Source organism: Neisseria sp. 27098_8_139 (assembly GCF_041433195.1).
GTDB classification, from domain to species: domain Bacteria; phylum Pseudomonadota; class Gammaproteobacteria; order Burkholderiales; family Neisseriaceae; genus Neisseria; species Neisseria subflava.
Window position 1 is genome coordinate 185,310 of sequence record NZ_JAPWBA010000002.1, and the last position, 25,080, is coordinate 210,389.

At 52.9% G+C, this 25,080-nt stretch carries 21 protein-coding genes and 1 riboswitch; of the genes, 14 read left to right on the top strand and 7 right to left on the bottom strand.

The window, feature by feature from the left end; translation table 11 throughout:
• Positions 1 to 111 precede the first annotated feature (111 nt).
• Both dxs and O3660_RS03595 read left to right on the top strand, forming a co-directional pair.
• A complete protein-coding gene (dxs, locus tag O3660_RS03590; RefSeq protein WP_049352021.1) occupies positions 112 to 2,001 on the top strand; it encodes a 1-deoxy-D-xylulose-5-phosphate synthase in 1,890 nt (629 codons plus the stop codon).
• Positions 2,002 to 2,066: 65 nt separating this feature from the next.
• Positions 2,067 to 3,467, top strand: coding sequence for an L-serine ammonia-lyase (locus O3660_RS03595; protein WP_049352024.1), 1,401 nt, complete (start codon positions 2,067 to 2,069; stop codon positions 3,465 to 3,467).
• 79 nt (positions 3,468 to 3,546) lie between these two features.
• Here O3660_RS03595 and O3660_RS03600 read toward each other — a convergent pair whose 3' ends face one another.
• Both O3660_RS03600 and O3660_RS03605 read right to left on the bottom strand, forming a co-directional pair.
• Positions 3,547 to 3,768, bottom strand: a complete 222-nt coding sequence (locus O3660_RS03600; RefSeq protein ID WP_004519529.1) for a hypothetical protein — start codon at positions 3,766 to 3,768, stop codon at positions 3,547 to 3,549.
• Between the two features lie 8 nt (positions 3,769 to 3,776).
• Positions 3,777 to 4,406 carry a C40 family peptidase gene (locus O3660_RS03605; RefSeq protein WP_003684586.1) on the bottom strand — a complete coding sequence of 210 codons (630 nt, stop codon included), beginning with the start codon at positions 4,404 to 4,406 and terminating at the stop codon, positions 3,777 to 3,779.
• Between the two features lie 260 nt (positions 4,407 to 4,666).
• On the opposite strand from O3660_RS03605, the gene hslO reads away from it, so the two are divergent.
• Positions 4,667 to 5,563, top strand: a complete 897-nt coding sequence (gene hslO, locus O3660_RS03610) for an Hsp33 family molecular chaperone HslO (RefSeq protein WP_371464569.1) — start codon at positions 4,667 to 4,669, stop codon at positions 5,561 to 5,563.
• A 171-nt stretch (positions 5,564 to 5,734) separates the two neighbouring features.
• Here hslO and tyrS read toward each other — a convergent pair whose 3' ends face one another.
• The 4 genes from tyrS to ppc form a co-directional block, all read right to left on the bottom strand.
• The gene (gene tyrS, locus O3660_RS03615) at positions 5,735 to 7,033 is read right to left on the bottom strand and encodes a tyrosine--tRNA ligase (protein ID WP_371464571.1); all 1,299 of its coding nucleotides are present in this window, start codon (positions 7,031 to 7,033) and stop codon (positions 5,735 to 5,737) included.
• A 69-nt stretch (positions 7,034 to 7,102) separates the two neighbouring features.
• Complete coding sequence (gene ychF, locus O3660_RS03620; protein ID WP_371464573.1) at positions 7,103 to 8,194, bottom strand: redox-regulated ATPase YchF; 1,092 nt, start codon at positions 8,192 to 8,194, stop codon at positions 7,103 to 7,105.
• 123 nt (positions 8,195 to 8,317) lie between these two features.
• On the bottom strand, positions 8,318 to 8,707 hold the full coding sequence (locus O3660_RS03625) for a hypothetical protein (protein WP_371464574.1): 390 nt from the start codon (positions 8,705 to 8,707) through the stop codon (positions 8,318 to 8,320).
• A gap of 350 nt (positions 8,708 to 9,057) precedes the next feature.
• The gene (gene ppc, locus O3660_RS03630) at positions 9,058 to 11,760 is read right to left on the bottom strand and encodes a phosphoenolpyruvate carboxylase (RefSeq protein WP_371464578.1); all 2,703 of its coding nucleotides are present in this window, start codon (positions 11,758 to 11,760) and stop codon (positions 9,058 to 9,060) included.
• A gap of 187 nt (positions 11,761 to 11,947) precedes the next feature.
• Between ppc and O3660_RS03635 the strand changes: the two genes are divergently transcribed.
• The 6 genes from O3660_RS03635 to O3660_RS03660 all read left to right on the top strand — a co-directional run bounded on the left by O3660_RS03635 (position 11,948) and on the right by O3660_RS03660 (position 17,149).
• A complete protein-coding gene (locus tag O3660_RS03635; RefSeq protein WP_049352038.1) occupies positions 11,948 to 12,412 on the top strand; it encodes a cyclic pyranopterin monophosphate synthase MoaC in 465 nt (154 codons plus the stop codon).
• A gap of 49 nt (positions 12,413 to 12,461) precedes the next feature.
• Positions 12,462 to 13,208: a HesA/MoeB/ThiF family protein gene (locus O3660_RS03640; RefSeq protein WP_318250580.1), complete on the top strand. Its 747-nt coding sequence runs from the start codon at positions 12,462 to 12,464 to the stop codon at positions 13,206 to 13,208.
• A 186-nt stretch (positions 13,209 to 13,394) separates the two neighbouring features.
• On the top strand, positions 13,395 to 13,739 hold the full coding sequence (locus tag O3660_RS03645) for a CidA/LrgA family protein (RefSeq protein ID WP_049328555.1): 345 nt from the start codon (positions 13,395 to 13,397) through the stop codon (positions 13,737 to 13,739).
• Entirely contained in the window at positions 13,739 to 14,437 is a 699-nt protein-coding gene (locus O3660_RS03650; protein ID WP_049328556.1) for an LrgB family protein, read from the top strand. The genes O3660_RS03645 and O3660_RS03650 overlap by 1 nt, the downstream gene beginning before the upstream one ends.
• A gap of 43 nt (positions 14,438 to 14,480) precedes the next feature.
• Positions 14,481 to 15,701, top strand: a complete 1,221-nt coding sequence (gene argJ / locus O3660_RS03655) for a bifunctional glutamate N-acetyltransferase/amino-acid acetyltransferase ArgJ (protein WP_049328557.1) — start codon at positions 14,481 to 14,483, stop codon at positions 15,699 to 15,701.
• A 77-nt stretch (positions 15,702 to 15,778) separates the two neighbouring features.
• Entirely contained in the window at positions 15,779 to 17,149 is a 1,371-nt protein-coding gene (locus tag O3660_RS03660) for a chloride channel protein (RefSeq protein ID WP_049352046.1), read from the top strand.
• Between the two features lie 75 nt (positions 17,150 to 17,224).
• On the opposite strand, the gene ubiB is transcribed toward O3660_RS03660, so the two are convergent.
• On the bottom strand, positions 17,225 to 18,736 hold the full coding sequence (gene ubiB, locus O3660_RS03665; protein WP_049352048.1) for a ubiquinone biosynthesis regulatory protein kinase UbiB: 1,512 nt from the start codon (positions 18,734 to 18,736) through the stop codon (positions 17,225 to 17,227).
• 206 nt (positions 18,737 to 18,942) lie between these two features.
• A riboswitch (glycine riboswitch) is annotated at positions 18,943 to 19,040 on the top strand.
• Between the two features lie 210 nt (positions 19,041 to 19,250).
• Between ubiB and gcvT the strand changes: the two genes are divergently transcribed.
• From gcvT to gcvP, 5 genes are all read left to right on the top strand, one after another.
• Complete coding sequence (gene gcvT / locus O3660_RS03670) at positions 19,251 to 20,351, top strand: glycine cleavage system aminomethyltransferase GcvT (RefSeq protein WP_049352049.1); 1,101 nt, start codon at positions 19,251 to 19,253, stop codon at positions 20,349 to 20,351.
• Positions 20,352 to 20,498: 147 nt separating this feature from the next.
• A complete protein-coding gene (locus O3660_RS03675) occupies positions 20,499 to 21,038 on the top strand; it encodes a hypothetical protein (RefSeq protein WP_152333183.1) in 540 nt (179 codons plus the stop codon).
• 36 nt (positions 21,039 to 21,074) lie between these two features.
• Positions 21,075 to 21,473 (top strand): glycine cleavage system protein GcvH, encoded by a 399-nt coding sequence (gene gcvH / locus O3660_RS03680; RefSeq protein ID WP_036492952.1) that lies wholly within the window; start codon positions 21,075 to 21,077, stop codon positions 21,471 to 21,473.
• A 106-nt stretch (positions 21,474 to 21,579) separates the two neighbouring features.
• A complete protein-coding gene (locus O3660_RS03685; protein WP_049352054.1) occupies positions 21,580 to 22,131 on the top strand; it encodes a DNA-3-methyladenine glycosylase I in 552 nt (183 codons plus the stop codon).
• A gap of 56 nt (positions 22,132 to 22,187) precedes the next feature.
• Positions 22,188 to 25,040, top strand: coding sequence for an aminomethyl-transferring glycine dehydrogenase (gene gcvP, locus O3660_RS03690; RefSeq protein WP_049352057.1), 2,853 nt, complete (start codon positions 22,188 to 22,190; stop codon positions 25,038 to 25,040).
• The last annotated feature ends 40 nt before the right edge of the window (positions 25,041 to 25,080 follow it).

The following is a 25,080-nucleotide window of genomic DNA, read 5'->3' on the forward strand; positions in this document are numbered from 1 at the left end:
GTTGGCAGTATTATAAAGGATAAAGGTTCGGGCCGTCTGAAAGCATTTGTAACAAGTTGTGCAATCTCTTGATATAATCGTCCGTTACACAAAAATTCACCGCCAAAAATCATGAACCCAAGCCCTTTGCTCGATATTATCGATACGCCTCAGGATTTGCGCCGTCTGGAGAAAAAACAGCTGCCGCAAGTTGCCGCCGAATTGCGCGAATTTCTGTTGGATTCCGTCGGTAAGACGGGCGGCCATTTCGCCAGTAACTTGGGCGCGGTCGAGCTGACGGTGGCACTGCATTATGTGTACGACACGCCCGAAGACCATTTGGTTTGGGATGTCGGCCATCAAAGCTATCCGCACAAAATCCTCACCGGCCGCAAGAATCAAATGCACACCATGCGCCAATACGGTGGTTTGGCGGGTTTTCCGAAACGCAGTGAGTCGGAATACGACGCATTCGGCGTGGGGCATTCTTCTACATCCATCGGCGCGGCTTTAGGCATGGCCGTTGCGGACAAGCAGTTGGGCAACAACCGCCGCAGCGTCGCCATCATCGGCGACGGAGCCATGACGGCAGGTCAGGCGTTTGAAGCCCTGAACTGCGCAGGCGATATGGATGTCGATTTGCTGGTCATCCTCAACGACAACGAAATGTCGATTTCCCCCAATGTCGGCGCGTTGCCGAAATACCTCGCCAGCAACGTCGTGCGCGATATGCACGGCCTGTTGAGCACCATCAAAGCCCAATCGAGCAAAGTATTGGACAAATTGCCCGGCGCGATGGAGCTTGCCCAAAAAGTTGAAAATAAAATCAAAACATTGGCAGGTGAAGCGGAACACGCCAAGCAGTCGCTGTCTTTGTTTGAAAACTTCGGTTTCCGTTATACCGGCCCGGTGGACGGTCACAACGTTGAAAATCTGGTCGATGTATTAAAAGACTTGCGCGGCCGCAAAGGCCCTCAGTTGCTGCACGTCATCACCAAAAAAGGCAACGGCTACAAATTCGCCGAAAACGACCCTATCAAATATCACGCTGTCGCCAAGCTGCCGAGCGAAGTACCTGCTCCGGAAGTCAAACCTGCCGCGGCCCAACCGACTTATACGCAAGTGTTTGGCCAATGGCTGTGCGACCAGGCGGCAGCGGACGAACGTTTGGTTGCCATCACGCCTGCCATGCGCGAGGGCAGCGGCTTGGTTGAGTTTGAACAGCAATTCCCTGACCGCTATTTCGACGTCGGTATCGCCGAGCAACACGCCGTTACCTTTGCAGGCGGCTTGGCATGCGAAGGCATTAAGCCTGTCGTGGCGATTTACTCCACTTTCCTGCAACGCGCTTACGACCAGTTGGTACATGACGTTGCCTTGCAAAACCTGCCTGTTTTGTTCGCCATCGACCGCGCAGGTATTGTCGGTGCAGACGGCCCGACCCATGCCGGCTTATACGACTTGAGCTTTTTGCGTTGCGTGCCGAACATGATTATTGCCGCTCCCAGCGACGAAAACGAATGCCGCTTGCTGCTCTCAACCTGCTATCAGGCAAATTCGCCGTCCGCTGTCCGTTATCCGCGCGGTACAGGCACGGGCGCAACCGTTTCAGACGGCCTGGAAACCGTTGAAATCGGCAAAGGCATCATCCGTCGCGAAGGCGAGAAAATTGCCGTTATTGCCTTTGGCAGCATGGTTGCCCCATCATTGACCGCCGCCGACAAGCTGAACGCCACTGTTGCCGATATGCGCTTTGTCAAACCGATAGATGAAGAGCTGATCGTCCGTCTTGCCCGAAGCCACGATTACATCGTTACCGCCGAAGAAAACGCCGAACAAGGCGGCGCAGGCAGCGCAGTGTTGGAAGTGTTGGCGAAACACGGCATCTGCAAACCGGTATTGCTGCTGGGTGTAGAAGACAAAGTTACCGAACACGGCGATCCGAAAAAACTTTTAGCCGATTTGGGGCTGAATGCCGAAGCCGTTGAAAAACGCATTGGCGGTTGGATAGAGACTGTTTAAGCTTTACAAACAACAGGCCGTCTGAAATCTTCAGACGGCCTTTTCAGACTATAAGGGAAAACCCCATGATCAGTATTTTCGATATTTTTAAAATCGGCATCGGCCCGTCCAGCTCGCATACCGTCGGCCCGATGAAGGCTGCGGCCGCTTTTACCGATTTGCTGCATGCCGAAAACTTGGATACGCAAGTGGCGCGCATTGTCATTGAAGTGTACGGCTCGCTTGCCTTGACCGGCATCGGACACGGCACATTCGACGCATTATTGCTTGGTTTGGAAGGCAGCCTGCCGCACGATATTCCGCTTGCAGACATCTCCCAACGCTTGGAACGCATCCGCACGCAGCACGTTTTAAAACTCAACGGCCGTGAAATGGCATTCAATCCTGAAAAAGATTTGGATATCCGCGGCGACAAAGTGTTGCCCAAACATCCGAACGGTTTGAACTTTATCGCCTATAATTCAGACGGCCAGAAGCTGAAAGAGCAGATCTATTATTCGGTCGGCGGCGGTTTTATCGTAACAGACGAAGGGTTTGCACAAGAAGCGCAGGAAAATTCAGACGTGCCATATCCTTACAAAAACTGCGACGAGCTGCTGGCACAATGCCGTCTGAACCAGTTGAATATTTCCGAAGTCGTGTTGGCCAATGAAGCGGCGTTGGCAGGTTGCGATGAAGCGGAAGTACGCCGCCGTGTGGCTGCCGTGGCCGATGTGATGGAAAACTGCATCAAGCGCGGCTTGGGTGCGGAAGGGCAGCTGCCGGGCGGCTTGAACGTCCGCCGCCGCGCGCCGCAGTTGGCGGCCAAACTCAAAGTCCTGCGTGAGAGCGAAATCGTCAATACCCAACTTTGGCCGATGGTGTACGCCATGGCGGTCAATGAAGAAAACGCCGCCGGCGGCCGTGTTGTAACTGCACCCACCAACGGCGCGGCAGGCATCATTCCTGCCGTCTTGCACTATTTCCGCAAATTTAATCCGCACGCCAACCAATCGCGTGTCGAAGATTTCCTGCTGACTGCCGGTGCCATCGGTATTTTGTATAAAACCAACGCGTCGATTTCCGGCGCGGATGTAGGCTGCCAAGGTGAAGTCGGCGTGGCGTGTTCCATGGCGGCTGGCGCATACGCCGAAGTTATCGGCGGTACACCGAAACAAGTGGAAAACGCCGCCGAAATGGCCATGGAACACCACTTAGGCCTGACCTGTGACCCGGTCGGCGGCTTGGTGCAAATCCCCTGTATCGAGCGCAACGGCATCGCCGCCGAAAAAGCCCTCAAGCTCGCCACCCTCGCACTTTTAGAAGACGGCACAGACAAAAAAGTCTCACTTGATGAAGTGATTCAAACCATGCTGCAAACCGGCCGCGATATGAAGGCAACCTACAAAGAAACCTCACTCGCAGGCTTGGCCATTACCTTGCAGAAAAAAGCCGTCCCTGTATCCGTGCGCGTGGTGGAATGTTAGCAATAGGGTAGGGGTCTGGCCAATAAGAAAAGGCCGTCTGAAAAACTTTCAGACGGCCTTTTTTGTATGGATCGAATAACTAACCGTTTTTTTGATAAGGGTTTTCCAGTCCAGCCATTAAGTCGCGGAAGTATTCGCGTAGCTGTTTTTCGGAACAACCCATCAGCAGCGCGTCTTCAAATGCGTCCTGCGCTATTTGGTACAGTTCGTTCAAGTTTTCGGTCATGACTTTGACTTTTTCGGTGCAGGAAACAATCTGACCGTCATCGTCATACCATTTGGGCATTTGCGGCATTGCCATCATGCACCTCAATTCAAGAAACGGGATGGATCGTTTTTCTTCACGCGGCGGCCGAAGGCGTATTTCGCGCTCCAATATTTGTGGCCGAGGCTGGTAATTTCGATACGTTTGCCCGTTCTCGGCGCATGAATGAAATTGTTGTTGCCGATGTAAAGGCCGACGTGGGAAATACGGCCGGGACCCATGGTGCGGAAAAAGACCATGTCGCCCGGCTGCAATTCCGAACGGCTCACGGCAACGCCCATTTGCGCCTGTTCGGCAGAGGTGCGCGGCAGGTTTACACCCATGGCGCGTTTAAAGATGTGTTGCATGAAGCCGCTGCAGTCAAAGCCGGTAGAAGCCGATGTGCCGCCGTAGCGGTAGGCCACGCCGAGCAAGCCCATGGCGCTGCCGATCAATTCGTCTGCATTGCCTGAAGGTGCGCGCGTATTGTTGCTTGGAGCGGGGTGTGTATTGACGGGGTGGACAGGGGTTGCCTGACGCGTATTGTCGTAAACGTTGGCGTTGTCGTTGAATTGGTTTAAAACATGCTGACGGGTGGTAATCAGGTTTTCCAAATCATCGGCGTAAGAAAAATTGACGCTCGCGAGCATGGCGACCGAAGTCCAAACTGCTGCGAGCCGGAGTAAAAAATTCATTATAAAAACTTCCGTTTCAGAAGGCATTCCCTGCCGATTGCAGGCACATTGCCGGTTTCTGAGATGTTATCCCGTATCATTCTCTTGTTATCTGCTTGATTGTATTCAAAAACTGTCTTTTTGGCAAAAAAACTGCTGTTATTTTGCGTTAAACCCTTGTTTCCAAACAAACTAGAAAAACATCAAACACGGTTTCGCTTGATTTATCCGCCGCTGCAACCATATAAGCGGCATTCATTGATTTATTTTCAGAGACTGACATGACACAAAATCACAGCGATATCCGTACACGCTTTATCTTCGACGATATGCCTATCCGCGGTATGCACATCCGCCTTGAAAAGGTTTGGCACCACATCGTCAACCAAAAACATTATCCTGTCGCCATCCGTCGCGCATTGGGTGAATTGTTGGCTGCCGGTTCTTTATTGTCTGCCAACCTTAAAAACGAAGGCACGCTGATTGTTCAGGTTCAAGGTCAGGGCCGTCTGAAAATGTTGGTGGTGGAAGCGACTTCTGAAAATACTGTCCGTGCTACCGCACGTTGGGACGAAACTGCTGAAATCCATGATGACGAAAGCCTGACTGCGCTGTTGGGCGAAAACAGCGTGTTCGTTTTGACCCATCAGCCTAAAGATGCCGACCCATGGCAAGGTGTTGTCCCTCTGGAAGGCGACAGCATTGCGCAAATGTTGGTCAACTATATGAAACGTTCCGAGCAGATCGATACCTATATTACGCTTGCCGCCGACGACCAAGCCGCAGGCGCATTATTGCTGCAACGTCTGCCGGAAGAAGAATTGGATGATGCCGCGTGGGAGCATGTGACTACGCTTGCGCAAACGCTTACTTCGCAAGAATTGACCGGTTTGGACGCTCATCACGCCCTTTACCGCCTTTACCATGAAACCCCGCCCCGCGTTTTTGAACCGGAGACTATTGAATTTGCCTGCACCTGCTCCCGCGGCAAAGTCAGCGATATGCTGTTGATGCTTGGCGGCCAAGAAGTTGGCGGCGTGGTGGCGGAACAAGGCAGCATTCAAATCGATTGCGATTTCTGCCATAGCAAGTATGTGTTTGATGAAACCGATGTCAACGCTTTGTTTGGCGCAGATGTGGTGAATGCCGTCCGTCAAGAAAATGAACGTTTGCAGTAAGCTGGGGATAAAAGTTTCTTAAGGAAATTGGCTTAATAGAAGGGCAGGTGCAAAACCTGCCCTTTCTTTTTGGAAAACTGAATATCATCAATAGAAAATGCCGTCTGAAAAAAAGCGTGGCTGATTTCAGACGGCATGATTGTTTTAAACGATGTGTTTAATGTTTAAAGATTATTTCCAAACCAACAAAGCGTGGTTGCGTTTGCCGCGCCGTACGATGGTGTATTTGCCGAAACGTTTGTGCGCGTCGGTCAGCAGATAGGCATCGTCGGGGCGTTCGGCGGCGTGGTTCGGGTTGTTCGATTCGGCGGCTTGGCCGTTGAGCAATACCGCTTTGCTGTTCACAAAACCGCGCGCTTCTTTGTTGGAAGATGCCAAGCCGGTTTTGACTAAGGCTTCAACGACGTTGAGGTCGTCTGAAACTTCAAATGCGGGCAGACCATCGAGGGCGAGCTGTTCGAAGTCGCTTTCGGTCAGGCTGCTTTGGTCTTCGGCAAACAGGCTTTCGGAAATGCGCTGCGCGGCTTGCAGGGCGGCTTCGCCGTGAATCAGACGGGTCATTTCTTCGGCGAGGATACGTTGCGCTTCGGGCTTGGTGCCGCTGGCTTGGTCTTTCGCTTCGATGGCGTCGATTTCTTCGATAGACAGGAAGGTAAAGTATTTCAGGAATTTATACACATCGGCATCGGCAACTTTCAGCCAGAATTGGTAGAACTGATACGGCGAGGTTTTCTTCGCATTCAGCCATACCGCGCCGCCTTCGGTTTTGCCGAATTTGGTGCCGTCGGATTTAGTAACCAAAGGCAGGGTCAGACCGAATACTTGTTTTTGATTCAGACGACGTGTCAGGTCGATACCGGCAGTAATATTGCCCCATTGGTCGGAGCCGCCGATTTCCAAAACCGCACCATGACGTTTGTTCAATTCGGCAAAGTCGTAGCCTTGCAGCAGGGAGTAGGCGAACTCGGTGAAGGAAATACCCACGTCGTCGCGCTCGATACGCTGTTTGACAGATTCCTTGTTCAGCATGGCGTTGACAGAGAAATGCTTGCCGATGTCGCGCAGGAAATCGAGGCAGTTCATGCTGCCGAACCAGTCGGCGTTGTTCGCCATAATGGCGGCGTTTTCGCCTTCAAAGCTCAAAAACGGTTTCAGTTGGTTGCGGATGCTTTCTACCCAGCCGGCAACGGTTTCGGCGGAATTCAAGCTGCGCTCCACCGCTTTGAAGCTGGGGTCGCCGATCATACCGGTCGCGCCGCCCACCAAAGCAATCGGCGTATGCCCTGCCTTTTGGAAACGGCGCAATGCCAACACGGGCAGCAAGTGGCCGATATGCAGGCTGTCGGCTGTTGGGTCGAAACCGCAGTAGAGGGCGATTTTTTGTTCGTTTAACAAAGCGTCTAAGGCTTCGATGTCGGTAGTTTGCGCGATAAGGCCGCGCGCTTTCAAGTCTTGGATAACGGAGGTCATTGGGTTTCCTTCAATGTTTCAGACGACCTTGATTTGGCAAAGGTCGTCTGAAAAAGCGTTTTGCTTGGTTTATACGTTAAACAAAAAGTGCATCACATCGCCGTCTTGCACGACATATTCCTTACCTTCCACGCGCATTTTGCCGGCTTCTTTGGCTTTGGCTTCGCCGCCGAGTGAGACAAAATCGTCGTAGGAAATGACTTGGGCGCGGATGAAGCCGCGTTCGAAGTCGGTGTGGATGACGCCGGCGGCTTGCGGGGCGGTGTCGCCTTTGTGGATGGTCCAGGCGCGGACTTCTTTCACGCCGGCGGTGAAGTAGGTTTGCAGACCCAAGAGGTCGTAACCGGCGCGGATCAGGCGGTTCAGGCCGGGTTCTTCCAAGCCCATTTCGGCGAGGAACTCGGCTTTTTCGTCGTCTTCCAATTCGGCGATTTCGCTCTCCATCGCGGCGCATACGGCAACGACGGGGGCGTTTTCTTTTTCTGCCAATTCTTTCAGGCGGTCGAGGTGCGGATTGTTTTCAAAACCGTCTTCGGCAACGTTGCCGACGTACATAGCGGGCTTGGCGGTCAGCAGGAACAGTGGTTTGAGCATGGCAAGTTCTTCAGCGTCTAAGCCGAAGGAGCGCACGGGTTTGCCTTCGTCCAGATGCGGCAGCAGTTTTTTGCATAGTTCGACCAGTTTTTGCGCGTCTTTGTCGCCTGAGCGGGCACGTTTTTCTTCGCGGACGATGGCTTTTTCGACGCTGGAGAGGTCGGCAAGCGCTAGTTCGGTGCCGATGGTTTCGATGTCGGCAATCGGATCGACTTTGCCTGCAACGTGAACGATGTTGTCGTCGTCAAAGCAACGCACGACGTTAACAATCGCGTCAGTCTCGCGGATGTTGGCGAGGAACTGGTTGCCCAGGCCTTCGCCTTTGCTCGCGCCTGCAACCAAACCGGCAATGTCGACAAATTCGACGATGGCAGGCTGCATTTTTTGCGGATTGACGATTTTTGCCAGCTCCGCCATGCGCGGGTCGGGTACTTCGACGATGCCGACGTTGGGTTCGATGGTGCAGAAGGGATAGTTCGCCGCTTCGATGCCCGATTGGGTCAGCGCGTTAAAGAGGGTGGATTTGCCGACGTTGGGCAGGCCGACGATGCCGCATTTCAAGCTCATGGTTTTTCCTGAAAAGATAAAAGTTTAACGGCGGATTATAGCATATTGTGGAGGTACTCAACACAGCTGCAATGCTGGGGTGTTCTTATGATAAAAGGCCGTCTGAAAAAAGAGGGCAGGCATTCAATTTATTGTTCTTCCGAAGAATGAGTAAATGAATAAAGCCGTTAAATAAAACAATTTTTCGGACAGGAGGCTTAAGATCAAACCTGAAAGAATGCCCAGTACCCAATAAATCATCTGACGGTATTTCGGGTCGGATGCGGTACGCAACATTTTGAAATACAAAACCAGACAGCCGAACATGCAGATTGTTTGAAACAGAATGAGGGGGAGGCTGTTAATGGCTTCGGAAATCGAATCATGAAGGATGATTGTCCCTATGCGTATGCATAAATAAATTAAAGCCGAGCCTGCCGCCGAATGCCCAAAAGGGACGGGCGTGTCGGATGAATCGGGTGTTTTGTGGGGCTGAAGCCTGCCGAATAACAAGATAAATACAATGTCAAACATAATGATAGTTGCCTTGGTGTAAGATGTTTTTGTTTTCAGACGGCCTTAGGATTGTCTGAAAGCGTATTGTGCGGCGTATGGGGTAGTGCTGCGGTAAGGTATGTCAGAGGTTGATCATCCATCATGCTGAAGCGCTTGCCATACTTAAATGAACACTTTGATTTGACAATAGATTATCTGCTGTTGCCCATAATAGTTTGAAATACAGGGCAAGTTAAATGAATAGGGTAAGAGTGGCAAGCAGGTTGAGAAACAGTATGGGGCTTCGTGGATAAAGCCGTTGCTGCGGTTCGCAGTTAGTTTAAAGGCCGTCTGAAAATTGTTTCAGACGGCCTTTTTTCCGTGCTGCCTTAACCGGTATTGCGCAAACCTTGCGCCACGCCGTTGATGGTCAGGTGAACCATCAGCAGGGCGTGCGGATTGTCGGGCTCTTTGCGCAGGCGTTTGAGCATGGCGACTTGCAGGCCGTTGAGGGCGTTCAGATATGGAATCCTCAAGGCAAGAGAACGGGCGAGGCTGCGGTTGTCGCGCAGGAGCTCTTCGGTTTGCAGCAGGTCGAGTAGTGCTTTGCGGCTGCGTTGGTATTCTTCCTTGATCATGCCGAAGATGACTTTTGCTTTATCGGGCGATTCGCTCAAGCCGGCATAGTTTTCCGCCAAGGTGATGTCGGTTTTCGCCATCACTTGCTCCATGTTGGAGAGCATGGCTTGGAAGAACGGGTTGCTTTGGGCATGTTCGCGCAGGGCGGTCAGTGTGTCGGGATTGCCTTCGCACAAGGTTTCCACTGCGCTGCCGAAACCGTACCAAGCCGGCAGCATGAGGCGGTTTTGCATCCATGAGAATACCCATGGAATCGCGCGCAAGTCCTGAATCCGCGCCAAGGTTTTGCGGCTAGCGGGACGGCTGCCGAGGTTGAGGGTGGCGATTTCCTGAATCGGGCTGGTTTGCAGGAAGTAGTCGATGAAGTCGGGATGGGTAATCAGTTCGCGGTAGTATTTGAACGATACGTCCGACAAATCCTGCATCAGTTTGGCATCAGGGTCTTTTTTGTCCGGCAGGATGCTGGCTTCTAAAGTCGCGGCAACCAAGGTTTCCAAGTTACGTTGGGCATTGCCCGGGTCGGCGTATTTGGCGGTAATGACTTCGCCTTGCTCGGTAATGCGGATTTGTCCGGCAACGCTGCCCGCAGGTTGCGCCAAAATGGCTTGGTAAGATGGGCCGCCGCCGCGACCTACGCTGCCGCCGCGGCCGTGGAACAGACGCATGCGGACATCGTATTTTTTGAAGAGTTCGACCAAGCCCAACTCTGCCTGATACAGACACCACGAGCTGGTAACGTAGCCGCCGTCTTTGTTGGAGTCGGAGTAGCCCAGCATGATTTCTTGGATGTTGCCGCGGCTTTCAAGCAGGGCATCATACCAGTCGAGGCGAAACATGGTTTCCATGACCGGACAGGCGTTTTCGAGTGCTTCGATGGTTTCAAACAGAGGCACGATATTGATGCGGCTGTGCGGTTTGCCGTTTTCCACCACCAACAGGCCGCTTTCTTTCAGCAGCAATGCCAAGGCGAGCAGGTCGCTGGGTTGTTCGCAGTTGGAAATAATGCTTTGTGTAACGGCATCTTCACCGAATTCGTCTTTGATTTTGCGCGCTTCGTTGAAAATTGCCAATTCGTGGCGGGTATGGTCGCTGTATGTGATGAACGGGCTGTACAGCGGACGTTGATGGATCAATTCGCGCAACAGGGCGGCTTGTTTTTGCTCTTCGTTCAGGCTGTTGTAGTCTTCCAAGCCTGCGTGTTGGAAGAGCTCGGCAACCACATCGGCGTGTTTGCTTGCGTGTTGGCGCAGGTCGAGCGGCATCATGTGGAAGCCGAACACGGATACGCTGCGGATAATATTGGCCAGACGGCCTTCTGCCAGCAGTTGGCTGCCGTTTTCGTGGAGCGAGCGTTGCAGTTTTTTCAGGTCGGTGAGGAACTCTTCGACCGTGGCATAAGGCTCGAGGAAGCCGAATTTGCAGCCCATGCCCAAACCGAGTGAGCGCGCTTTGCCCATGGCGCGGGCCATGATGTAGGCGATGGCGCGGCGGTAGGGTTCTTCGGTGCGGGCGATTTCTTCGTCAGGCGAGAGGGCGGCCAGTGCCATCACGTCGTCGTTGACTTTGACGCGGCGGATGGAGAGCGGCAATTCGCGGTAGAGTTTATCGAGTTCGCCGCGATAGAAGCGGAACACTGCATCGGCATGCCGTCTGAACGCAAAACGCAAGGTTTCGGCAGAAACGAACGGATTGCCGTCACGATCGCCGCCGATCCAGCCGCCGATTTTAAGGATATTCGGAACGCGGACACCGGGATAGGCCGTCTGAAAATCGCGTTCCATTGTGCGGTAGAGTTTAGGCAGGGCTTCAAAGAAGCTCATTGGGAAGATGGATACACCGTTGTTAATTTCGTCGTTGACGCTGAGTTTGTGGCGGCGCGTTTCGCTGGTCTGCCACAGGCACAAAAGCACGGCGTCGATTTCTCGGCGCAACTGAGCCAGCGCTTCTGGGTTGGTGCAGCGTTCGCGTTGCGGCAGCAGCGTGCGGATACGGCGGTTGAAGCTCAAGACGGTTTGACGTTGTACTTCGGTCGGGTGCGCGGTCAAAACGGCGGTAACGACCGTGTTGTCCAGTTGTTGTTGCACCGCTTTGCCGTTGACTTTTCCGGCTTTGAGCTTGCGCACGGTTTCCGTCAGGCTGCCTTCGGCACTGTTGTGTCCGGCCTCTTCGTGGATTTGGCGGCGGCGTTCGTGGTGTACGTCTTCGGCGATGTTCAAAATCTGCGCGAACAGGCCGCAGGCCAAGGTTAAATCGTGGGTTTGTTGTTCGTCCAATTGCGGCAACACCTTCTCAATCAGGGCAGCACTGTCGTCTGAGGTCGATAATAGCTTAACGGTTTCGACCACCAAAGGCGATGCTTCCTCATGCAGCAGATTGAAAAGAGACTGTTTTAAAAATTCCGCATCCGCTGCCAGAGCGGCATCTTTTGGATTATTCAAGATATGCAGTTGCATGATTTTTCTCTTATTTAAATGTTAATTTGGGTGTATCGTGAATACATTGTATAGCAGATTTTTATAAACTGCCAATGGTAACACCCGATACATTTCAAACCGGAAAACGGCCGTCTGTATCCGCCGCGTGGTCGCTGTCTGTAAAATGCCGTAAAATATTGCCCATCAAAACAGAGGCGAGAAACCCATGATTGAATTTCCCAACCAACCCGATTTTCCTGAGCAACACACCGCCGTCGCCGTCGGCACTATCAACATGAGCCAGCAGGCGATAAGGGTGTTGATAGAGAATGCCACCGAAAAGGCAAGTATCCTGACCATCGCCCGCGTTGCCGCCATTCAGAGCATCAAACAGACTGCCAACCTGATTCCGCTGCACCTGCCCGGCCGCATCATCGGCGTGCAGGTTGATTTCGATATTAACGTTGAGTTGGCCTGCCTGAAGGCCACGCTGACCGTCCAAGCGCACAGCAACGGCAGCATTGCCACCGAAGCCCTGGCCGGCCTCAATTTGGCGCTCTTGAGCGTTTACGACATGATGAAAGACGTTGACCGCAATATGATGCTCAGCGGCATCCGCCTAGAATCCGAAACCAGCAGCGAAGGCCGTCCTTTCTTGTTTGACAACGCATACGAAAATATTAATTTCTAAACCATTCAGGCCGTCTGAACATTGGGTTTCAGACGGCCTTATTATTATGATGAACGATCAACAACTCTTGCGGTTCAGCCGCCATATCTTGCTTGACGAAATCGGTATCGAAGGCCAAGAAAAACTCTTGGCTGCCCATGTGCTTGTTGTCGGTTGCGGCGGGCTGGGTGCGGCGGCCTTGCCGTATCTTGCCGCCGCCGGCATCGGCAGCCTGACGATTGCCGATGCCGATACCATCGACGAGACCAATCTTCAACGCCAAATCACGTTTACCGAAGCCGACATCGGTAAAAACAAGGCTTTGGTGATGCAAGGCCGTCTGAAACAAATCAACAGCCAAACACACATTACAGCTATTGCCGAATTTCTCGATGAGGCCAGGCTTGTCGAATTGGCAAACGCCGCCGACATCATCCTTGATTGTTCCGACAATTATCCCACACGCCAAGCAGTCAACCGCGCCTCCGTTGCCACGCGCACGCCTTTGGTTTCCGCAGCGGCCGTCGGCTTTGATGGACAAATCGCCGTGTACCGTCCCGATCTTCCCGATACGCCCTGCTATGCCTGCCTGTTTGATGGCGAACAAGCCAGCGACGGCGCTTGTGCATTGTTCGGCGTTTTTTCGCCGTTGGTCGGCGTTATCGGAACGACCCAAGCCGCCGAAGCGCTTAAAGTGCTGATCGGTATCGGTACGCCGTCGCACGGCAAACTTTCTACCTACAACGCGTTGAGCGGAAAATGGCAGCAATACGGGGTGAAACACAATCCCGAATGCCCGGTTTGCAGCGGCCGTTAAAGACAAAAAGCAGGGTAGGGGTTTCAATATTGCCTCAGCCAATCCGCTAGAGTAATCATACTTATCTTTCATTAAACTCGAAGGAAGGCGTTTCTTCCCTTTTCAGACGGCCTGTGGCACGATATGATTCAATGATTAATAAATTTTTTGAGGCCGTCTGAAAAGGGATAAGGAGAAACCGGCTTAATGAATATTATTCGTGCCTTATTGGTGGTATTGGGTTGCCTGGCTTTGGGCGAGGCAACCGTTTGGATTTTGGGGTTGAAGCTGCCGGGCAGTATTGTCGGCATGGCTTTGCTGTTTGCCGCGCTTCAGGCGGGCTGGGTCAAATTGTCTTGGGTGGGCGAACTGGCAGACATTTTGATGGCAAACCTGACTTTGTTTTTGGTGCCGCCTTGCGTGGCCGTCATCAGCTATTTGGACGTGATTGCAAACGACTGGTTTTCAATTTTGACGGCCACAATCGGCAGTACGATCTGCGTATTGTTGGTGACCGGCAAAGTGCATGAGTGGGTCAGGAGGCGGATGTGATGAATATAGACGGGCTGTTGCGCATGCCCTCGGTCATGCTGTTCCTGACTTTGGCCGTGTATGCTTTGGCGGTGCAGATTCGGGCGCGCACGGGGAATGTGCTGTGTAATCCGGTATTGATCAGTACGCTGGTGTTGATGGGGTATTTGAAGGTATTTGCCATCGATTACGAGCTATACCATTCTGCTTCGCGCTTTATTGATTTTTGGTTGAAACCGGCAGTCGTGTTGCTGGCCGTGCCGCTTTATCGAAATTGGGACCGTATCCGCAGCCAGTGGTTGCCAGTGGTGTTGTCGCAGTTGGCGGGCAGCGTGACAGGCATTGTTACGGGTGTGTATTTTGCCAAATGGCTGGGCGCTTCGCGCGAAGTGATTTTGTCGCTGGCTTCCAAATCTGTGACCAACCCGATTGCGATTGAAATCACGGCGTCTATCGGCGGTATTCCGGCGATTACGGCGGCAACGGTGATTATTGCTGGACTTTTTGGACAGATGGCCGGATATAAAGTGTTGAAAGGGACGTTATATATGCCTTCTTCAGTGGGAATGTCTTTGGGTACGGCCTCACATGCGATGGGTATTGCGGCGTCTTTGGAATACGGCCGCCGTATGGCCGCATATGCCGGCTTGGGCTTGACGCTCAACGGTGTGTTGACGGCGATATTGGTGCCTATCTTGATTCCCTTATTGGGCGTATAGCGTTTTAGGCCGTCTGAAAATAGTGTAAACAGGAGAAAATGATATGGCTGTAAATTTGACTGAAAAACGTGCAGACGAATTGTTGGAAATCGACGGCATCCGTCTGTTTACAGGTCGTGCCGGCATCAAGCAACAAGACCGCGACGATTTGACGCTGATGGTGTTGGGCGGCGGACATACGGTGGGCGCAGTGTTTACGCAAAACCGTTTCTGCGCCGCGCCTGTGCATATCGCCAAGTCGCATCTGTTTGACCAAGACGGCGTGTGTGCCTTAGTCATCAATACGGGCAATGCCAATGCGGGTACCGGCGCACAAGGCCGTCTGGATGCGATTAAAGTGTGCGCGGCGGCGGCGGAACAGGTCGGCTGCCAATCCAATCAGATTATGCCGTTTTCGACCGGCGTGATTTTGGAGCCGCTGCCTGTGGATAAAATCGTGGCCGCTTTGCCGCAAGTTCGCCCTGCATTTTGGTCGGACGCGGCGCGTGCCATCATGACGACGGATACTGTACCGAAAGCTGCTTCACGCACAGGCTTGGTCGGTGAAAAACACACAGTCCGCGCCACCGGTATCGCCAAAGGCTCGGGTATGATTCATCCGAACATGGCAACCATGTTGTCGTTTATTGCCACCGATGCCAAAGTGTCCCAACCGATTTTGCAGCTGATGACGCAAGAAATCGCAGATAAGAGTTTCAATACGATTACCGTGGACGGCGATACCAGCACCAACGACAGCTTCGTGATTATGGCGACAGGCCGTTGCGGTCAGAGTGAAATCGACAATACCGCCGATCCGCGCTATGCGCAGCTTAAAGCCTTGCTCGGTTCGCTGGCTTTGGAATTGGCGCAGGCGATTGTCCGTGATGGCGAGGGTGCGACCAAGTTCATCACGATTGAAGTGCAAAACGCGAAAACCCGCGAAGAGGCGCGCAAAGTGGCTTATGCCGTTGCCCATTCGCCTTTGGTGAAAACCGCTTTCTTTGCCTCCGACCCGAACTTGGGCCGTCTGTTGGCAGCCGTCGGCTATGCCGGTATTGAAGACTTGGATGTCGATGCTTTGAAAATGTGGCTGGATGACGTGTTGGTTGCCGAAAACGGCGGCCGCGCGGAAAGCTATACCGAAGAAGCAGGACAAGCAGTGATGAACCGTCCGGAAATCACCGTCCGCATCGATTTGCAACGCGGCGATACGACGGCGGCCGTCTATACCTGCGATTTGTCGCATGAATATGTGTCGATTAATGCGGATTACCGTTCTTAAAAACCTTTATCCTTGTTTTCAGACGGCCTTTGAGAAAAGTATCAAGGCCGTCTGGACACATTGACTGCGTGTTTATTATGAAATTTCCCCAGACTTGGGCGGCGCGCCTTGCCCACAAAATCCGCCAAACCAAACGCCTGTCGAAAAAGAGCATTGCCCTTCTGTTTTTGCTGGCAGGCTCGGCACTGGTCGCCCTGACGGCTTTGATGTTTGCGTACTTGGCGGATTTGGCTTTGGAATGGAACGCTTTGCTGGTGGGGAAATATCCGTGGTTTGCGTGGGTGGCTTTGCCGCTGGGTTTACCGCTTTTGGCGTGGTTTACGCGCAAATTTGCGCCGTACACTTCCGGCAGCGGTATTCCGCAGGTTATCGCCTCTTTGTCTTTGCCTTATGGTGCGCAGAAAACCCGTCTGATTCGTTTGGGCGAAACCTTTTTCAAAATTCCGCTGACGTTTTTGGGCATGATTTTGGGGGCGTCGATCGGCAGGGAAGGGCCGTCTGTACAAGTGGGTGCGGCGGTCATGAACGCTTGGGGTGCGTGGTGTAAAAAGCACGGGCTGGCGTTTAGGGGCATGCAGGAAAACGATTTGATTGCCGCAGGTGCGGCCGGCGGTTTGGCGGCGGCGTTTAACGCGCCTTTGGCCGGCGTGGTGTTTGCCATCGAAGAATTGGGGCGTGGCGTGCTTTTACGTTGGGAACGTCAAATCCTGATGGGCGTGTTGGCAGCCGGTTTCATTCAAGTGGCGATACAGGGCAATAACCCGTATTTCTCAGGTTTTCAAGGGCATGAGTTGCCAAACATGCTGATGTGGGCCGCGGTGTCGGGCATCGTCTGCGGCGTGGCCGGCGGATTGTTCGGCAGCTTTTTGTATCGCGGAGCGGCGGCATTCGCACCGGTACGCTGGCGCAGTTTCATCCGCCGCCATTTGTTGGTGGTCGCCTTTGCAATGGGTATCTTGCTCGCGCTGCTCGGTACGTTTTATCAAGGTAAAACCTATGGCACGGGCTATCACGAAGCCGCAGCCGCACTCAAAGGTGCGTATGAAGCGCCGTTCGGCTTGGCAGTCGCAAAATGGGCGGCAACCGTGTTCAGCTATTGGGCAGGCATTCCCGGCGGCATCTTCACGCCGTCGTTAACCATCGGTGCGATGATAGGCGAACACATGGCTTCTTTCGCGCAACTGGGCGACGCGTCCAATGTCGCGGTTTTGCTCTGCATGGCCGCATTCCTTGCCGCCGCAACCCAATCGCCGTTGACCGCCGCTGTGGTGGTCATGGAAATGACGGGCGGACAGAATTTACTGTTTTGGATGTTGCTGACTTGCATCTTCGCTTCGCAAGTCTCGCGCCAATTCTCGCCGCATCCGTTTTACCATGCCGCAGGTTTGCGCTTCAGACGGCATATTGAAGCCGAAAGCGGACATGTTCAGCACGAGAAAAAAGAATAGGTCGGTATATAAAAGGCCGTCTGAAAATCAGATTTCAGACGGCCTTTATTATGTCGTTTAAAGCTGTATTACGGTTTACTTAAACAGCAAAATCAGCAGCAAAACAACCGCAATCACAGCCAACCAAAGGCTTTGGCGTTGCTGTACTTTGACCAAATGCACATAGGCATCGCGCATTTCCTGTTGGCGGTTTTCATCAACCAGCGCGCTGATTTTACGCGGCAGAGAAGGGATGATTTGCGCCCAGTCGGGGGCTTCGTTTTTGAGGTTGCGCCAAAGGGCTTTGGGGCCGACCTGTTCGTTCATCCAGCGCACCAAAAACGGTTTGGCGGTTTTCCACAAGTCCAAATCGGGATCGAGTTGACGCCCCAAGCCTTCGATGTTGAGCAGCGTTTTTTGCAGCAATACCAGCTGCGGTTGGATTTCGACATTGAAACGGCGGCTGACTTCAAACAGGCGCATCAGCACCAAGCCGAAGGAAATCTGCGAAATCGGTTTGTTGAACACAGGCTCGCACACGGCGCGGACAGCGGCTTCCAATTCTTCCGCACGCGTGTCGGCAGGCACCCAGCCCGATTCGATGTGGGCGGTGGCGACGCGGTGGTAATCGCGGTTAAAGAAGGCGAGGAAGTTGATGGCGAGATAGCGTTTGTCGTAATCTGTCAGCGTGCCGACGATGCCGAAATCGAGGGCGATGTAGCGGTTGTCGGCGGCAACCAGAATATTGCCGGGGTGCATATCCGCATGGAAAAAGCCGTCGCGGAAAACTTGCGTGAAGAAGATTTCCACGCCGTAATCGGCAAGTTTGTGCAAATCAATGCCGTCTGCTTTGAGTTTGGCAATATCGGATATCGGCGTGCCGTCCATCCATTCGATGGTCAGTACGTCGCTGGTGCAGTAGTCGTAAAACACCTTCGGCACAATCAGCATATCGCTGTTTTGGAAATTACGTCCAAGTTGGCTGGCATTGGCGGCTTCGCGCATCAAGTCCAATTCGTCGTGCAGGTATTTGTCAAATTCGGCCACCACTTCGCGCGGCTTCAAACGCTTGCCGTCTGAAAACAAACGTTCCACCCAGCCTGCGCCAAAGCGCATCAGCGACAAATCCTGTTCGATAACGGGCAAAAGGTTGGGGCGCAAGACTTTCACTGCGACCTGTTCGCCAGAATGCAGGCGGGCTTTGTGTACTTGGGCGATGGACGCGCTGGCGACAGGCTCTGTTTCAAATTCCGCGTATAAAGTGTCGATGGATTGGCCCAAAGATTTTTCGATTTGCGAGCGTGAAAGCTGCGCGTCAAACGGCGGCACTTTGTCTTGCAGCCTTGCCAGTTCGACCGCGTAATCATGCGGAATCAAATCGGGTCGCGTGGATAATACCTGTCCGAATTTGATGAAAATCGGCCCCAGGCTTTCCAACGCCAAACGCAGGCGCACGGCAGGCATCTCGTGTTTGAACTTGGACGACTGCGGCAGCATATTGAGGAAAGTCCGCGCCCAACCCGGACGGACCAGCGAGGCAATCAGCTCGGCAAGGCGGTAGCGGTAGAGCGTGCAGAGGATGGTTTTAATGCGTTTGAGGCGGTTCATGATGGACGCAGATAAATCGAAAAAACAGAATTATATAGGAAAAACGGCCAAGGGCTTCAGACGGCCTGGGACTTTTGCAAAAACATTTGCCGCATGGCTAACAATTTTATAAAGGCTAAGGTTTTGCCGCCTCAATAAAAAGACGAATATTCGCATCATAAATATTCGTCGGCTACTTGCCCAAACCGCCGATTCAAGACATAATCGGGAAATGTGCAGGAGAGTGTTACATCCAACTACAATGTAACCACCGAAGGCGCAGACACCCTTAAATCGCTCAGGTATCAGGGACTGCACATTGAAACAAACAATCTGGAGAGCGGCGTTAGAATAACGTCCACCGAAGGGGAGAAGGCCGTCTGAACCACCATTCAGACAACCGCGCAAAGCAGTGAGCAGACTGGTTTGCCATCATGCGGATACAGCCGAAAATCTCAGGTTCAAGGACAGATAGGGTCATCCGCGCACAGGTGCGCGGGCGGCATCTGAACAAAAAATCCGGAGAAACTTGAGAATGACTGCTCTGAAAACCACCCCATTTCATCAAGCCCATCAAGATGCAGGCGCGAAGCTGGTAGATTTTGCCGGCTGGGAGCTGCCCATCCATTATGGTTCACAAATCGCCGAACACGAAGCCGTGCGCACCGACGCCGGTATGTTTGACGTATCCCATATGCTCGTTACCGACGTAGCAGGCGCAAATGCCAAAGCCTTTTTCCGCAAATTGATTGCCAACGATGTCGCCAAACTCGCTTTTGTCGGCAAAGCCCTTTATTCTGCTTTGCTCAACGACAACGGCGGCGTGATTGACGACTTAATCGTTTACCGCACCAACGAAGCCGAAACCCAATACCGCATTGTGTCCAACGGCGCGACCCGCGAAAAAGATACCGCCCAGCTCCACAAAATCGGACAAGAGTTCGGCGTCGCCTTCAACCCGCGCTACGACCTCGGTATGATTGCCGTACAAGGTCCTAAAGCCATCGAAAAACTCCTGACCGTCAAACCCGAATGGGCGGATGTCGTCCACAACCTCAAACCGTTCCAAGGCGCGGATTTGGGCAACGACTGGTTTGTCGCCCGCACCGGCTACACCGGCGAAGACGGCGTTGAAGTCATCCTGCCCAGCACCGAAGCTAGCGCATTCTTCAAAGCCCTGCAACAAGCCGGCGTACAGCCCTGCGGCCTCGGCGCGCGCGACACCCTGCGCATGGAAGCCGGTATGAACCTTTACGGCAACGATATGGACGACGACACCAGCCCGCTCGAAGCAGGCATGGGTTGGACGGTTGACTTGAAAGACGAAAGCCGCGATTTCGTCGGTAAAGCTGCTTTATTGGCATTGAAAGAAAAAGGCGTTGCCGTCAAACAGGTCGGCCTGTTGCTCGACAAAGGCGGCATCCTGCGCGCGCATATGGAAGTGTTGACCGGCAAAGGCCAAGGCGAAACCACCAGCGGCGTATTCTCGCCAAGCCTGAAACAATCCATCGCCATCGCACGCGTACCGAAAGACTTTGACGGCGATACCGCCAAAGTGCTGATGCGCGGCAAAGAAGTGGACGTACGCGTACTGAAGCTGCCGTTTGTGCGCAACGGTCAAAAACAGTTTGATTAATATCGGTTCAGACGGCCTTTATTTGTTAAGGGTCGTCTGAAAGCAGGTTTTAAGGAATTGTTGTTTCCTATGAAAGCAACCTTTGGCAGTTTATTGTTGTTATTGATGTTATCGGCTTGCGCTTCGTCTGCCAGCGAGAGCGGATTGATGTTTTTCGATACAGAAGGAAAATCCCGTACTGCAACATTTATGAAAACCGTTGGCAGCAATGGAAAGATTGCCGGCGAGGTGACGATAGACGAGGAATATGCTCTTGATATTATCCGCATGAATGATGATTTGAGTATTGCCGTGCAAGATAATAAGGGTAGAAGCCGTGCTTCCGACCTGAAATCATTGTCGCAAGCGAAATCATTTACCCTGTTTGCGTTCAGCCGTTATGCAGGAACAGTTGAAGTGGATAAAGTATCGGCTGTTACAGGCATTTGTGCAGATTACCGCAGTAAGGGCCTGAAGGTTGCCGTTGCAGACAATATGAGGTCCAAACAAGGAATCGTTGTATTCCGCGCAAGCGGCGTAATGGCAAGTAACAAGCGCAAGATAAACGAAGCATATTTGGATTATTCTGCATCCCCTAAACTTCCTTCCGCCCAAAAGCAAAAATTGGAACAAGATAAAAACAATATGATTGCCGTCCATTACGGACGCTTGGAAGAATTAATCGCACGAGGTATCTGCGCACGCTAAGCTGTGCAGATGCCGTCTGAAAATAACCCCCTATCAATGGAGTATCAAACCATGAGCAACATCCCAGCAGAACTGAAATACGTTGCCAGCCACGAATGGCTGCGCCTTGAAGAAGACGGTACCATCACCGTCGGCATTACCCATCACGCGCAAGAGCTGTTGGGCGACATCGTGTTTGTCGAGCTGCCAGAAGTCGGCGCAAACCTGGCTGCCGAAGAGCAAGCCGGTGTGGTTGAGTCTGTAAAAGCCGCATCTGACGTGTACGCGCCGATTGCAGGCGAAGTCGTTGCCGTCAACGAAGATTTGCCAAGCGCTCCGGAAACTGCCAACAGCGACCCTTACGGCGCAGGCTGGTTCTTCAAAATCAAACCTGCCAACCCTGCCGATTACGACGGTCTGCTGACTGCCGAACAATACGCAGGCGAAGTAGCTTGATTTTTGCAAACATCCAAACAGGTTTTCATCTGTTTGATATTGCAGGTCTTAGGTCGTCTGAAAAATGCTTTCAGACGGCCTTTGTTTCAATTTTCCCTCAGCAAACATGAATTACTGCGAATTTGTCGACACGCTTCCTGACGATACAGACAATCCCAACAAACATTATCACGACACGCAATACGGTTTTCCGATTGAGGACGACAATGAATTGTTTGAGCGGCTGGTGTTGGAAATCAATCAGGCAGGATTAAGCTGGACGCTGATGCTGAAGAAGCAGCAGGCATTTCAGACGGCATTTAAAGGTTTTGACATCGATACGGTCGCTGCATTTGACGAAGCCGATATTGAGCGACTGCTTGCCGATGCAGGCATCGTCCGCAACCGCCTGAAAATCAACGCAGCCATTTATAACGCGCGACAAATCAGACAAATACAGCAAGAATACGGCTCATTCAAAAACTGGCTGGATACTCACCATCCGCTCGACAAGACTGAATGGGTGAAGCTGTTTAAAAAACATTTCAAATTTGTCGGTGGCGAAATCGTCGGCGAATTTCTGATGAGTACCGGCTACCTGCCTGGCGCGCATGTGGAAACCTGTCCGGTTTATAGGGAAATATTGGCATGTCGTCCAAAGTGGGCGGAGGCCGTCTGAAACAACATCTGCAAGAAAAAACAGTGTTGATATCGATAACACCGCAAGGAGTAGAAATGAAACTATCTGAATTGTTCAACCCGAACGAATTTGCCGCGCGCCATTTGAGCTTTGGCGACGAGGCTGCGCTTTTGGAAGCGCTCGGCGAGAAGAGCATGGATGATTTTGTCGGCAATACCGTGCCGCAAAGCATCCGTATGCCGTCCGAACTCGATTTGCCCGAAGCTTTGACCGAGGCGGACGCGTTGGCGAAATTGAAAGGCATCGCGTCTAAAAACGTGATCAACAAGTCCTATATCGGCTTGGGCTATTACCCGACACGCGTGCCGAACGTGATTTTGCGCAACGTATTGGAAAATCCGGGTTGGTACACTGCCTACACCCCGTATCAGGCGGAAATTGCCCAGGGCCGTTTGGAAGCTTTGTTGAACTTCCAACAAGTGTGTATCGATTTGACCGGTTTCCCTGTGGCAGGCGCGTCTTTGTTGGACGAGGCAACTGCCGCCGCTGAAGCGATGGCGATGGCGCACCGCGTGGGCAAAGTGAAATCCGAGCGTTTCTTTGTGGATGCGCGCGTGTATCCGCAAACTTTAGACGTGATGAAAACCCGTGCCAAATATTTCGGCTTTGAACTGGTGGTCGGCGATTTTGCCCAAGCGGATGAAGGCGAATACTTCGGCGCGCTGCTCCAATACGTCGGCAAAGACGGCGACGTGCAAGACTTGCAGGACGTTATCGGCCGTCTGAAAGCCAAAGGCACAATTGTGGCCGTTGCCGCCGACATCATGAGCTTGGTCTTGCTGAAATCCCCTGCCGAGTTAGGCGCAGATATTGCTTTGGGCAACACCCAACGCTTCGGTGTGCCGATGGGCTTTGGTGGTCCGCACGCTGCTTATTTCGCGTTTAAAGACGAGTTCAAACGTTCCGCTCCGGGCCGCATCATCGGCGTATCCAAAGACGCATCGGGTAAACCCGCGCTGCGCATGGCGTTGTCCACACGCGAGCAACACATCCGCCGCGAAAAAGCGACATCCAATATTTGTACCGCACAAGCATTGCTGGCAAACTTGGCCGGTATGTATGCCGTTTACCACGGCCCTGAAGGCGTGAAACGCATTGCCAACCGCATTCATGCGCTGGCTTCTGCCTTTGCCGATGCGCTGGTTTCAGACGGCCTGAATGTGGTTCACAAAGTCTTCTTTGATACCATTACCGTTGATTTCGGCAGCAAAGAGAAAGCAGACCAAGTGTTTGCCGCTGCTTTGAAATCGGGTTACAACCTGCGCCGCGTCAACGATACTCAAGTTGCGGCTGCGTTCCATGAAACGTCGGCATACGAAGATTTGGTCGATTTGTACCGCGCATTTACCGGCAAAGATACATTCACATTTGCCGATGATGTCAAAGGTCGTCTGAATGCCGAATTGCTGCGTCAGGACGACATTCTGCAACATCCTGTGTTCAACAGTTACCACACCGAACACGAAATGTTGCGCTACCTGAAAAAACTCGAAGACCGCGACTTGGCGATGAACCGCAGCATGATTTCATTGGGCAGCTGCACCATGAAACTCAACGCGACTGCGGAAATGTTGCCGATTACTTGGGCTGAGTTCACCGACATCCATCCTTACGCTCCCGAAGCGCAAACCGCCGGCTATCGCGAATTGCTTGCCGATATGGAAAACAGCCTGAAAGCCATCACCGGCTTTGACGCGATTTCCTTCCAGCCTAACTCCGGCGCACAGGGCGAATATAGCGGCATGCTCTCCATCCGCCGTTACCAAGAAGCCAACGGCGAGGGACACCGCAACATCTGTCTGATTCCAAAATCAGCCCACGGTACCAACCCTGCGACTGCGGCCATGCTCGGTTTGAAAGTCGTCGTTGTCGACACCGACGAACACGGCAACGTCAACATCGACGATTTGAAAGCCAAAGCCGAGCAATACCGCGACGCTTTGTCCGCCATCATGATTACTTACCCGTCCACCCACGGCGTGTACGAAGAAGGCATCCGCGACATCTGCCGCATCATCCATGAAAACGGCGGACAGGTTTATATGGACGGCGCCAACCTCAACGCCCAAATCGGCATCATGCAGCCTGCCGAAGTCGGCGCGGACGTGTTGCACATGAACCTGCACAAAACCTTCTGTATCCCTCACGGCGGCGGCGGTCCGGGCGTCGGCCCTATCGGTTTGAAAGCCCACCTTGCCCCGTTTGCACCGGGACACGCTTTGACCGACACCCACAGCGCCAGTGCCGACCAAACCGCCGTTGCTGCTGCGGCCTTCGGTTCAGCGTCCATCCTGCCGATTACCTGGATGTACCTGACCATGATGGGCAAACAAGGCATGGAGCAGGCGACACGCTGGGCATTGCTCAACGCCAACTACGTTGCCAAACGCCTGAGCGAAGACTATCCGATCCTGTATACAGGCAAAAACGGACGCGTCGCGCACGAATGTATCGTTGATTTGCGTCCGCTCAAAGCCGAAAGCGGCATCACCGAAACCGACATCGCCAAACGCCTGATGGACTATGGCTTCCACGCGCCGACGGTTTCCTTCCCTGTTGCCGGTACGCTGATGATTGAGCCGACCGAGAGCGAAAGCAAAGCCGAGCTCGACCGCTTCATCGCCGCCTTGAAACAAATCAAACAGGAAGTGCTGAAAGTCGAGCGCGGCGAATGGCCGAAAGAAGACAATCCGCTGGTCAACGCTCCGCACACTGCATCCGACGTAACCGGCGAATGGACGCATCCGTACTCCCGCGAAGAAGCTGTCTTCCCATTGCCGTTCGTCCGCGAACACAAATTCTGGCCGAGCGTCAAACGTGTAGATGAAGTGTATGGCGACCGCAATCTGATTTGCTCCTGCTTGCCGATTGACGCATACGAAGATTAAGCCTGAATAGGTTTAAAATTGAACAGGCTGTCTGAAAATG

What these genes read in the sequence shown, in the direction of transcription:
- gcvP (WP_049352057.1), top strand. Translation starts at nt 22,188, where the DNA reads ATGAAACTATCTGAATTGTTCAACCCGAACGAATTTGCCGCGCGCCAT.
- argJ (WP_049328557.1), top strand. Translation starts at nt 14,481, where the DNA reads ATGGCTGTAAATTTGACTGAAAAACGTGCAGACGAATTGTTGGAAATC.
- O3660_RS03645 (WP_049328555.1), top strand. Translation starts at nt 13,395, where the DNA reads ATGAATATTATTCGTGCCTTATTGGTGGTATTGGGTTGCCTGGCTTTG.
- O3660_RS03675 (WP_152333183.1), top strand. Translation starts at nt 20,499, where the DNA reads ATGTTTTTCGATACAGAAGGAAAATCCCGTACTGCAACATTTATGAAA.
- O3660_RS03605 (WP_003684586.1), bottom strand. Translation starts at nt 4,406, where the DNA reads ATGAATTTTTTACTCCGGCTCGCAGCAGTTTGGACTTCGGTCGCCATG.
- dxs (WP_049352021.1), top strand. Translation starts at nt 112, where the DNA reads ATGAACCCAAGCCCTTTGCTCGATATTATCGATACGCCTCAGGATTTG.
- gcvH (WP_036492952.1), top strand. Translation starts at nt 21,075, where the DNA reads ATGGAGTATCAAACCATGAGCAACATCCCAGCAGAACTGAAATACGTT.
- ubiB (WP_049352048.1), bottom strand. Translation starts at nt 18,736, where the DNA reads ATGAACCGCCTCAAACGCATTAAAACCATCCTCTGCACGCTCTACCGC.
- O3660_RS03660 (WP_049352046.1), top strand. Translation starts at nt 15,779, where the DNA reads ATGAAATTTCCCCAGACTTGGGCGGCGCGCCTTGCCCACAAAATCCGC.
- O3660_RS03595 (WP_049352024.1), top strand. Translation starts at nt 2,067, where the DNA reads ATGATCAGTATTTTCGATATTTTTAAAATCGGCATCGGCCCGTCCAGC.
- O3660_RS03635 (WP_049352038.1), top strand. Translation starts at nt 11,948, where the DNA reads ATGATTGAATTTCCCAACCAACCCGATTTTCCTGAGCAACACACCGCC.
- O3660_RS03650 (WP_049328556.1), top strand. Translation starts at nt 13,739, where the DNA reads ATGAATATAGACGGGCTGTTGCGCATGCCCTCGGTCATGCTGTTCCTG.
- O3660_RS03625 (WP_371464574.1), bottom strand. Translation starts at nt 8,707, where the DNA reads ATGTTTGACATTGTATTTATCTTGTTATTCGGCAGGCTTCAGCCCCAC.
- O3660_RS03640 (WP_318250580.1), top strand. Translation starts at nt 12,462, where the DNA reads ATGAACGATCAACAACTCTTGCGGTTCAGCCGCCATATCTTGCTTGAC.
- tyrS (WP_371464571.1), bottom strand. Translation starts at nt 7,033, where the DNA reads ATGACCTCCGTTATCCAAGACTTGAAAGCGCGCGGCCTTATCGCGCAA.
- ppc (WP_371464578.1), bottom strand. Translation starts at nt 11,760, where the DNA reads ATGCAACTGCATATCTTGAATAATCCAAAAGATGCCGCTCTGGCAGCG.
- gcvT (WP_049352049.1), top strand. Translation starts at nt 19,251, where the DNA reads ATGACTGCTCTGAAAACCACCCCATTTCATCAAGCCCATCAAGATGCA.
- O3660_RS03685 (WP_049352054.1), top strand. Translation starts at nt 21,580, where the DNA reads ATGAATTACTGCGAATTTGTCGACACGCTTCCTGACGATACAGACAAT.
- hslO (WP_371464569.1), top strand. Translation starts at nt 4,667, where the DNA reads ATGACACAAAATCACAGCGATATCCGTACACGCTTTATCTTCGACGAT.
- O3660_RS03600 (WP_004519529.1), bottom strand. Translation starts at nt 3,768, where the DNA reads ATGGCAATGCCGCAAATGCCCAAATGGTATGACGATGACGGTCAGATT.
- ychF (WP_371464573.1), bottom strand. Translation starts at nt 8,194, where the DNA reads ATGAGCTTGAAATGCGGCATCGTCGGCCTGCCCAACGTCGGCAAATCC.